The sequence below is a fragment of the Gordonia jacobaea genome (genome assembly GCF_001186365.1).
In the GTDB taxonomy this organism is placed as follows: domain Bacteria; phylum Actinomycetota; class Actinomycetes; order Mycobacteriales; family Mycobacteriaceae; genus Gordonia; species Gordonia jacobaea.
Window position 1 is genome coordinate 98,864 of the sequence record NZ_LDTZ01000018.1, and the last position, 10,027, is coordinate 108,890.

Consider the following 10,027-nt stretch of genomic DNA (forward strand, 5'->3'; position numbering starts at 1 on the left):
CACGAGAACGCAAATTCGATGGAACCGATCGTGGCTTCTCGCCGTCTCAATTCGCATGACGGACCTCACCTCCTATCGCACCTCCCTCGACACCGCAGCACTCGAGACCGCCGCACTCGATGCCTACGCGGGCACCCAGCGCACCGCGGGGAACCGTGTCGCCGCACACGCGACCGCCGGCCGGGCCGACCTCACGGCGCTGACACCGACGTTCGGGGTGATCGGAGCCGACTTCCTCGCGGCACTATCAGCGACGATGCGGGCCCGCGCCGAGCGACTCGACGCCATCGCCGTCGCCCACGATCGGATCGGCACCAACACGACGACCGCCGCCGTCGCCTACTCCGACGCCGACACCGCGAGCGCCTCCGACATGGGGCTGCGCCTGCCATGATCACCGTCGACATCCTCATCGCACCCCTGCGAATCCTGGTCACCGCACTCGGCACCGGTGTGCTGCCCGCCGAGAATCCCGCCACGATGATCCGATCGGCGAGCACCGACCTCGACGAGGTGCGTCGAACATCGGCGGCGGCAACGTCTGCCGTGCAGAACGAGTGGCGCGGAATCGGGTCAGGTGGCGCGGCAGCGGCAGCCGACCGAACTGCACGCACCTCGACCACCGTCGACGACGACGGACAACAGATCGCCACACTGGTGGAAACCGCAAGTGCTCGAATCGAACTCGCCGCCCGACAACTCCGCGAGCTGGTCGATTCGTTCGAGCGCGCGGCCACCGCGATGGGTCCCGCGCTGTCGACGCCGGCGGGCCTGGCGGCCATCGTGCCGGTCGCCGTCGACCATGTGCAGCGCGGGCTGTCGATCGTGTCGCGTGCGCAGACCGACCTCGCCGACGACACCAGGACGATGTCCGAACTCGGCCGTCACGAAGCACCGGCGGAGGCCGGCTCGCAACCCGTGGCGAACACAGCGTCGTCGCCAACGGGCAAGGGCGTCGCGGTCACGCTCCCCGACGGCTCGGTCGCGTACGCACCGAACGAACGCGCGGCCGCCGCGGTCCGTGCAGCGCTGAGCCAGCAGGGTGTGCCGTACGTCTGGGGTGGCACCACACCCGACGGCTTCGATTGCAGCGGATTCACCCAGTGGGCATACCGACAGGCGGGCGTCGAACTTCCTCGACTGGCGCAGGAGCAAGACACCGCAGGTATGGCGGTCACGCAGGATCAGTTGATGCCCGGCGACCTCGCCGTGTGGGACGGGCATGTCGCGATGTACATCGGCAACGACCAGCTCGTGGAGGCCGGCGATCCGGTGGGCGTTTCCCCGTTGCGGACCACCAACGCGGGGCAGGGATTCCAGGGCTTCTTCCGGCCGAAGTGATCGAGGCGGACGGGGCAGGTATCGAGTTCACAGTGATCATCGCTACGCTGTTGCCTCATGGCCGGAGACATCGTTCCCATCGAACTCGGACTCACCAACGGAAACGGTTTCACCCTGTGGGCGCCACGCTGGCGTGAGGGCGACGACGAGTGGGAGGCATTCCTCGGACTCGACGATGACCTGTACGTATTCCCCGGCGTCGCCGAACTCGTCGGCTTCGTCCGCACCGACACGGACAACGATCTCATCGAGCACCCGGCGTGGGACACCGTCAAGCAGCTCTCGGCCGACGAACTGATCCCCGACGACCGCCACACCTATGATCTCGTCGGTGTGCCGGAGCTCGCGGCAGAAGACCCGACACCCGAGGTGATCGCCGAACTCGAGGACGCACTCGAGATCGTGCGCATCCTCGGCGAGGTCTGCGAACTGATCACCGTCACCAAGTTCTTCAACGGCAACCCGATCCTCGGAGCGGTGACGACCGGTACCCGCAACTTCGAGGGCCGCGACGGCGTCGACCTGTGGGTCCGCATCGGACGTCTCATCGCCAAGCACTGGGACGACGTCCTCGACGCCATCGATGACGTCATCAAGACCCCCGACGTCGACGCCGCGGCCGTCACGGTCGCCGCCGATGAACTCGAAGCCGCGGCGTCGGCCGAGGACGAGGACGAGCCCGACGACGACATCGACCTGCTCGACGACGACTCCGAAGACGCCGAGGCTGCTGCGGTTGTCACGGCCGCGACGGGCGCCGACGATTCCGCGGACGACGACGAAGACGACCTCGATGACATCGACGACGACGATTTCTGGGCGGGCGTCGGCATCGACCCGATCAAGATCGTCACCGGGACCGGCGAATACCTCTCGCTGCGCTGCTACCTCGGAGACGACCCCGTGTTCCTCGGTGCACGGGGAAGAATCTTCGTGTTCACCTCGCCGCGCACGTTGTCGAAATTCCTCGCCGAGAACAACGACCACGATCTCACCGACGTCTCCACGTTCACCGACGTCCGCACCGAGGCAACCGATGGGGCGCTCGAGTTCGACGTCATCGACGACAACGTCTACGTGCTGCCCGGCCTCGCAGAGGACATCCTCGACGGACCGCGCCGCATCGACCGCAACCAGCTCGACCTCGCCGTCGAATTGTTCTCCGACGCAGCCGATTACGCCGACGACGACGCAGTCTCGGAGGCATTGGCGAGCACGACCCCACTCGGCTGGTTCGTCGACTACGCGATCAATCCGGACCCGAAGCGGTTGGCACCCTCGGCACCGTTCGACAACGAGGCCGAGGCGTGGCGCGCACTCGAGCACGATTTCGAGGACCGCCTGGAGATCAAGCGCTGACGAGTCCATCCCGGATGCGGCCCGACGTCTGAGTCAAGCTCGACGTCGTGCCGCACGAGTGAGCCGAGTCAGCCAATCAGGACCGCATAGCCGGGCTTGATCACCTCGTCGATGAACGCGAGGCGTTCGTCGAAGTGGATGAACGCCGACTTCATCGCATTCACGGTGAAACGTTCGAAATCGGCCCAGCCGTAACCGAATTGCTGCGCGAGCCGGTAGAACTCCTTGCTCATCGTGGTGTCGCTCATCAGCCGGTTGTCGGTGTTGACGGTGACCCGGAATCGCAGCCGCGCGAGCGCATTGAACGGGTGATCGGCCATCGAGGCGACCGCGCCGGTCTGCACGTTCGAGCTCGGGCAGAGTTCGAGCGGAATCCGCTTGTCACGCACCACATTAGCGATCTCTCCGAGTTCTGCACCGGCGAACGACGACGCTGCGAGGTCGACGCCGTCGGGCAGGGTGATGTCGTCGATCACCCGCACCCCGTGGCCCAGTCTGTCCGTGCCGCAGAACGCGATCGCCTCGTGGATGGACGGCAGTCCGAATGCCTCGCCGGCGTGGATGGTGAAGGGTGCACTGTTGGCGCGCATGTACTCGAAGGCGTCGAGATGGCGAGTCGGCGGATTGCCCGCCTCCGCACCTGCGATGTCGAATCCGACGACGCCCTCGTCGCGATAGCGCACCGCGAGTTCGGCGATCTCGCGTGCACGCGCGGCGTGACGCATCGCGGTCACCAGGCAGCGAACCGTGATCGGTCGTCCGCCCGCAGCGGCGACCGCCTCACCCTCGGCGAAGCCGCGCAACACCGCCTCGACGACCTCGTCGAGCGTCAGCCCTCGCTCGAGGTGCTGCTCGGGGGCATAACGGATCTCGGCATATACGACACCGTCGGCCGCAAGGTCTTCGACGCATTCCCGGGCCACGCGCTCGAGCGCAGATGCCGTCTGCATCACGGCAACGGTGTGCGCGAAGGTCTCCAGGTATCGCTCCAGTGACCCGCTGTCCGCGGCCTCCCGGAACCAGTGCGCAAGCGAGTCGGCGTCGGTGGAGGGGAGGTCGTCGTAGCCGACCTCGGTGGCGAGTTCGAGCACGGTCGACGGCCGGAGCCCACCGTCGAGATGATCATGGAGCAAGACTTTCGGCGCGAGCGCGAGGGTGCTCAGGTCGAGCGGCTGCCCACCGGCGGCAGTCAGACCCGTTTCCGATGTCGCGCCGTCCGCTGCTGTCGTCACACTGTCGGTCACTGCACTGTCGGTCACTGCACTCTCCGTCGCTGGCGTCATCAGTCGAACCTAACGCGATCGAGCACGATTGGTCGGGGATGCGGCGGTGGATCCGGTGAGATCACGGTCGCGTCGGTGAGCCTCGCCCGCGCGGCGTCGAATCGTTCGGGCGTCTCCGTGTGGAGCGTGAACAGCGGTGAGCCTGCGCTGATGCGGTCGCCTGGCTTCGCGCGCAACACGACTCCGGCGCTCGCCTGGACGGCTTCGCCGGGTCGCGACCGTCCGGCGCCGAGCAGCCACGCGGCGTCGCCGACCGCCCGCGCGTCGATCCGGTGGACGTATCCGGACACCGGTGCGGGCACGTCGTCGGTGTGCGGCGCACGCGGTAGTGGGGCATCCGGATCGCCGCCCTGCGCGGCGATCATGGCGCGCCAAGTGTCCATCGCGCTGCCGTCGGCCAGTGCGGCTGCCGGGTCGGCGTCGGAAACGCCTGCGGCGTCGAGCATTTCACGCGCGAGCGCAATCGTCAGTTCGACGACGTCCGACGGTCCTCCCCCGGCGAGCACCTCGAGCGACTCGGCGACCTCGACCGCATTGCCCGCGGTCAACCCGAGCGGGGCGTCCATGTCGGTGAGTAACGCCGTGGTCCGCACGCCGGCGTCGACGCCGAGCGACACCATCGTCTCGGCGAGTTGCCGCGCGAGGGCCTCGTCGGGCAGAAATGCCCCCGACCCCACCTTCACGTCGAGGACGAGTGCTCCGGTGCCCTCGGCAATCTTCTTGCTCATGATCGAGCTGGCGATCAATGGGACGGATTCGACAGTCCCCGTCACATCGCGCAGCGCGTAGAGCTTGCGGTCGGCGGGCGCGAGGTCGGCGCCCGCGGCGCAGATGACCGCTCCGACGCTTTCGAGCTGCGCGTGCATCTCGGCGGTCGTGAGGTCGGCCCGCCAGCCCGGGATCGATTCGAGCTTGTCGAGCGTGCCTCCGGTGTGGCCGAGGCCGCGCCCCGACAGTTGGGGCACCGCGACACCGAAGGAGGCGACCACCGGAGCCAACGGCAGGGTGATCTTGTCGCCGACGCCGCCGGTCGAGTGCTTGTCGACGGTCGGCAGCACCGCGCCGCCACGACGGAGTCCGGAGAAGTCCATTCGGGTGCCGCTGTCGATCATGGCGCCGGTCCAGTCGTCGATCTCGCGACGCGTCATACCCCGCAGCACGATCGCCATGAGCAGCGACGACATCTGCTCAGGCGCGACGTCGCCGCGCGTGTAGGCGTCGACCACCCAGTCGATCTGCGGCGTGGTGAGCTCTGCGCCGTCGCGTTTGGTTGCGATGACCGACGTCGCGTGAATGTGGTCGCTCATCTCACCGCACCGCGTCAAGGTCGTCGGGTCCGAATGCGTCGGGCAACAGTCGCGCCAGCGTCGTCGGTCCATCGCGATGATCGACGAGCAGATCGCCGCCACCGTGTTCGTAGAGGACCTGTCGGCAACGCCCACACGGCATCAGAATCGACCCGGTGGCGTCGCACACACTGACCGAAACGAGTCGCCCGCCGCCCGACGCGATCAACGATGCGACGAGTCCGACCTCGGCGCAGATACCGAGCCCGTATGAGACATTCTCCACATTGCAACCAACCACGATTCGGCCGTCGTCTGTGAGTCCCGACGCCCCGACCGGAAACGAGGAATACGGGGCATAAGCACGCTCGATCATGCCAGTTGCGTTGTCCCGCAATAGATTCCAATCAATATCGGGAGTCAAGACAGCCTCCTGCCAGTCGGTCGGTATCGGAGTCGATGCGATGGGAGATACCCAATCAAGCTTGGTAAGGCAAACCTAATTCGTAATGCCTTGTCCCGCAGATCGGTTCGGGCAATTTAACGACTCACTCAGCATAGGTTTAAAGTCTCTTGCATGGGTCCAAGGTGACACCCAGCCGGTGCCACCGCGTCCATCGACGATGTTGGAGGCCAATTCCCCGATGAGTTCCGAGACAGAGGTCGCACCGGAGCCGGTGCGCAAACGTTCGCTGTACCGCGGCGATCCAGGCATGTGGTCCTGGGTGCTACACCGCATCACAGGCGTGACGATCTTCTTCTTCCTGTTCGTGCATGTGCTCGATACGGCGGTGATCCGTATCGACCCGAACAAGTACTCGGAGATCATCAACACCTATAAGACCCCGATCATCGGTCTCATGGAGATCGCGCTCGTGGCGTGCGTGCTCTATCACGCGCTCAACGGCCTGCGCATCATCCTGATCGACTTCTGGTCGAAGGGCCCCAAGTACCAGCGTCAGATGCTGTGGGTGATTCTCGGACTGTTCGTGGTGGTCTTCGGCGCCGCGGCTATCCGACTCCTGCAGATCCTCATCGAGCACGCGTTCTAAGGAGATACGACAATGACCACATCTCCTACCTCACAGAACGTCGCCAAGTCGCTGGGCACCCAGTACGACCGGCCCGCCAGCCTCGACAATCCGCGCTCGCCGCGTAAGCCCCGAGGCGGCAACTTCGAGAAGTGGGCATGGCTGTTCATGCGCTTCTCCGGTCTGGCGCTGATCATCCTGACCATCGGCCACATGTTCATCATGCTGGCGTGGGACAACGGCGTGCACCGCATCGACGCATCGTTCGTCGCGGCCCGCTGGCGTGAGCCCTTCTGGCAGATCTGGGACCTCACCATGCTGTGGCTGGCCCAGTTGCACGGCGGCAACGGTGTGCGCACGGTGATCGCCGACTACTCGCGCAAGGACTCGACCCGCTTCTGGCTGAACGTGCTGCTCGGGGTCTCGATGATCCTCGTGCTGGTGTTGGGCACCTACGCGCTGCTCACCTTCGACGTGAACAGCGCAAACTAAGGAGACCACTGAAGATGCAGGAACACCGTTACGACGTCATCATCGTCGGTGCAGGCGGCGCCGGTATGCGCGCAGCGATCGAAGCAGCGCCCCGCGCCCGCACCGCAGTGTTGACCAAGCTCTACCCCACGCGTAGCCACACCGGCGCGGCGCAGGGCGGCATGTGCGCCGCACTGGCCAACGTCGAAGAGGACAACTGGGAGTGGCACACCTTCGACACGGTCAAGGGCGGCGACTACCTCGCCGACCAGGACGCGGTGGAGATCATGGCCAAGGAGGCCATCGACGCCGTGCTCGACCTCGAGAAGATGGGCCTGCCGTTCAACCGCACGCCCGAGGGCAAGATCGACCAGCGTCGTTTCGGTGGTCACACGCGTGACCACGGCAAGTCGCCGGTGCGTCGTGCCTGCTACGCGGCCGACCGTACGGGCCACATGATCCTGCAGACGCTGTACCAGAACTGCGTCAAGCACGACGTCGAGTTCTTCAACGAGTTCTACGCGCTCGACCTGTGCCTGAGCGAGAACGAGAAGGGCGAGCCTGTCGCAACCGGCATCGTGGCCTACGAGCTCGCGACCGGCGAACTGCACGTCTTCCACGCGAAGTCGATCATCTTCGCGACCGGTGGTTCGGGCCGCATGTACAAGACGACGTCGAATGCGCACACGCTGACCGGCGACGGCGTCGGCATCGTGTTCCGCAAGGGCCTGCCCGTCGAGGACATGGAGTTCCACCAGTTCCATCCGACAGGCCTCGCGGGTCTCGGCATCCTGATCTCCGAAGCCGTTCGCGGTGAGGGCGGCATCCTGCGCAACGCCGACGGCGAGCGCTTCATGGAGCGCTACGCCCCCACCATCAAAGACCTCGCACCCCGCGACATCGTCGCGCGCTCGATGGTGCTCGAGGTTCTCGAGGGACGCGGCGCCGGACCGAACAAGGACTACGTCTACATCGACGTGACCCACCTCGGCGAGGACGTCCTGAACGAGAAGCTCCCCGACATCACCGAGTTCGCCCGCACCTACCTCGGCGTCGACCCGGTGAAGGAGTGGGTGCCGGTCTACCCGACCTGCCACTACCTGATGGGCGGCATCCCGACCAACATCGAGGGTCAGGTGCTGCGCAGCAACAACAACGACGACGTCGTCCACGGCCTGTACGCCGCAGGCGAGTGCGCGTGCGTGTCGGTGCACGGTGCAAACCGTCTCGGAACCAACTCGCTGCTCGACATCAACGTCTTCGGTCGTCGCGCCGGCATCGCAGCCGCCGACTACGCCAACAGCCACGGGTTCACCGACCTTCCGGAGAAGCCGACCGACATGGTCACCGGCTGGCTCGAGACCATCCTGTCCGAGCACGGACACGAGCGCGTCGCCGACATCCGCACCGCGCTGCAGCAGACGATGGACGACAACGCGTCGGTGTTCCGCACCGAGGAGACGCTCAAGCAGGCGTTGACCGACGTCCACGCTCTCAAGGAGCGCTACGACCACATCCGCGTGCACGACAAGGGCAAGCGCTTCAACTCCGATCTGCTCGAGGCAATCGAGCTGGGCTTCTTGCTCGAACTCGCCGAGGTCACCGTTGTCGGCGCGCTCAACCGCAAGGAATCGCGCGGCGGGCACGCCCGCGAGGATTACCCGAATCGCGATGACGTGAACTTCATGCGCCACACGATCGCCTACAAGAAGGGTGACAAGCTCCTTTCCGACATCGAGCTCGACTGGAAGCCTGTCATCCAGACCCGTTACGAGCCGATGGAGCGTAAGTACTGATGACCGCCACCATTGAGGCGCCGCACACCGACGAGCCGCCGTTGCCAGAAGTTCCGGACGAAGCGACCATGGTCACGCTGAAGATCATGCGTTTCAATCCGGAGGAGCCCGACGCCCAGGGCTGGGAGAGCTTCCGTGTTCCCGCGCTGCCGACCGACCGTCTGCTCAACCTCCTGCTCTATGTGAAGGGCTACCTCGACGGCACGCTGACGTTCCGACGCAGCTGCGCCCACGGCGTGTGCGGCTCCGACGCGATGCGCGTCAACGGCGTCAACCGCCTGGCCTGCAAGATGCTGATGAAGGACTTCCTGCCCAAGGACAAGTCCAAGGACATCACCATCACCATCGAGCCCATCAAGGGTCTTCCGGTGGAGAAGGACCTCGTGGTCAACATGGAGCCCTTCTTCGACGCGTACCGCGCGATCAAGCCGTTCCTCATCACCACCGGCAACGAGCCGACCCGTGAGCGCATCCAGAGCCAGAAGGATCGCGCACGTTTCGACGACACCACCAAGTGCATCCTCTGTGCGTGCTGCACCACGAGCTGCCCGGTGTTCTGGAACGAGGGCAGCTACTTCGGCCCCGCCGCGATCGTCAACGCGCACCGCTTCATCTTCGACAGCCGCGACGAGGGCGCCGTCGAGCGCATGGACATCCTCAACGATTCCGACGGTGTGTGGCGCTGCCGCACCACGTTCAACTGCACCGACGCATGCCCGCGTGGCATCCAGGTGACCCAGGCGATCCAGGAGGTCAAGCGCGCGCTCATGTTCTCGCGCTGATCTCGGAATCACCGACGCAGACCCTCTCTGCAGCCCCGGCGAACCCACCATCCTCCACGGATGGTGGGTTCGCTGTTTTTCTCGGTTCGTTGTTTTTTCGCGCCCGATGAAACCGATCGGTGCTCGCGTGCGTCCAAGTCTTTCGAGGCCACAGCCGTGGACTCGACACGACGAACGGAGCTACCCGTGAACACCCGATCAATCCTCGCCAGCCTGCTGATCCTCGTGTGCGGTGCACTACTGAGCACCACAACGCCCGCCGCGGCGTCGACCCGATTCCCGAGCAGCGGCGACGTGGTGACCATCTCGGTCAGCTCGGACCGCGAGTGGAACGAGCAGATCGTGTGGTTCGACGCCCACAACACACTCCGCCGCCAATCCGACGTGCGGCTTCCGACGCACGACGACGCCAGCGGCCTCTGGTCGGGGTCGCTCACGATTGTCAGCCGGTCCCGCAATCAGAACGTCGACGTCTCGTTCGGCTCGACGGGCCGCTTCGCGCGCTGCGAGATCTGGGTCGGCAAGGTCAAGGTGCGCGACCACACCGCCCGCGGCGCCCACGCCCTCGCGACCTGCGACCGCCCGACGCCGCGTCGAAGGGGCTGAGGCGCCGCGCGGTTGTCGGCCGGGGCGGGGTCGGGGGTCGGGCTCTGGCTCCCGACCGGGGCAGAAAGTAGG

11 protein-coding genes are annotated in these 10,027 nt (G+C 65.8%); 8 read left to right on the forward strand and 3 right to left on the reverse strand.

The window, feature by feature from the left end; translation table 11 throughout:
• The first annotated feature begins 55 nt into the window (after window positions 1-55).
• The 3 genes from ABW18_RS13805 to ABW18_RS13815 are packed head-to-tail and all read left to right on the forward strand — an operon-like array spanning window position 56 to window position 2,700.
• Entirely contained in the window at window positions 56-394 is a 339-nt protein-coding gene (locus ABW18_RS13805) for a type VII secretion target (RefSeq protein ID WP_049699564.1), read from the forward strand.
• Window positions 391-1,341, forward strand: coding sequence for a C40 family peptidase (locus ABW18_RS13810; RefSeq protein WP_049699565.1), 951 nt, complete (start codon window positions 391-393; stop codon window positions 1,339-1,341). The genes ABW18_RS13805 and ABW18_RS13810 overlap by 4 nt, the downstream gene beginning before the upstream one ends.
• Window positions 1,342-1,398: 57 nt before the next feature.
• Window positions 1,399-2,700, forward strand: a complete 1,302-nt coding sequence (locus ABW18_RS13815) for a hypothetical protein (protein WP_049699566.1) — start codon at window positions 1,399-1,401, stop codon at window positions 2,698-2,700.
• A gap of 68 nt (window positions 2,701-2,768) precedes the next feature.
• On the opposite strand, the gene ABW18_RS13820 is transcribed toward ABW18_RS13815, so the two are convergent.
• The 3 genes from ABW18_RS13820 to ABW18_RS13830 are packed head-to-tail and all read right to left on the reverse strand — an operon-like array spanning window position 2,769 to window position 5,693.
• Window positions 2,769-3,983 (reverse strand): adenosine deaminase, encoded by a 1,215-nt coding sequence (locus ABW18_RS13820; RefSeq protein WP_414652054.1) that lies wholly within the window; start codon window positions 3,981-3,983, stop codon window positions 2,769-2,771.
• Complete coding sequence (locus ABW18_RS13825) at window positions 3,983-5,290, reverse strand: thymidine phosphorylase (RefSeq protein ID WP_049699567.1); 1,308 nt, start codon at window positions 5,288-5,290, stop codon at window positions 3,983-3,985. Before ABW18_RS13825 ends, ABW18_RS13820 begins: the two co-directional genes overlap by 1 nt.
• A 1-nt stretch (window position 5,291) precedes the next feature.
• Window positions 5,292-5,693: a cytidine deaminase gene (locus tag ABW18_RS13830; RefSeq protein ID WP_083444406.1), complete on the reverse strand. Its 402-nt coding sequence runs from the start codon at window positions 5,691-5,693 to the stop codon at window positions 5,292-5,294.
• 220 nt (window positions 5,694-5,913) lie between these two features.
• Here ABW18_RS13830 and sdhC point away from each other — a divergent pair, with 220 nt between their 5' ends.
• From sdhC to ABW18_RS13855, 5 genes are all read left to right on the forward strand, one after another.
• On the forward strand, window positions 5,914-6,321 hold the full coding sequence (gene sdhC, locus ABW18_RS13835) for a succinate dehydrogenase, cytochrome b556 subunit (protein ID WP_082937859.1): 408 nt from the start codon (window positions 5,914-5,916) through the stop codon (window positions 6,319-6,321).
• Window positions 6,322-6,333: 12 nt separating this feature from the next.
• Window positions 6,334-6,792: a succinate dehydrogenase hydrophobic membrane anchor subunit gene (locus ABW18_RS13840; RefSeq protein ID WP_049699570.1), complete on the forward strand. Its 459-nt coding sequence runs from the start codon at window positions 6,334-6,336 to the stop codon at window positions 6,790-6,792.
• A gap of 14 nt (window positions 6,793-6,806) precedes the next feature.
• Window positions 6,807-8,567, forward strand: a complete 1,761-nt coding sequence (gene sdhA, locus ABW18_RS13845) for a succinate dehydrogenase flavoprotein subunit (RefSeq protein ID WP_049699571.1) — start codon at window positions 6,807-6,809, stop codon at window positions 8,565-8,567.
• Window positions 8,567-9,349 (forward strand): succinate dehydrogenase iron-sulfur subunit, encoded by a 783-nt coding sequence (locus ABW18_RS13850; protein ID WP_049699572.1) that lies wholly within the window; start codon window positions 8,567-8,569, stop codon window positions 9,347-9,349. The genes sdhA and ABW18_RS13850 overlap by 1 nt, the downstream gene beginning before the upstream one ends.
• Window positions 9,350-9,535: 186 nt before the next feature.
• Window positions 9,536-9,955 (forward strand): hypothetical protein, encoded by a 420-nt coding sequence (locus ABW18_RS13855; RefSeq protein ID WP_049699573.1) that lies wholly within the window; start codon window positions 9,536-9,538, stop codon window positions 9,953-9,955.
• The last annotated feature ends 72 nt before the right edge of the window (window positions 9,956-10,027 follow it).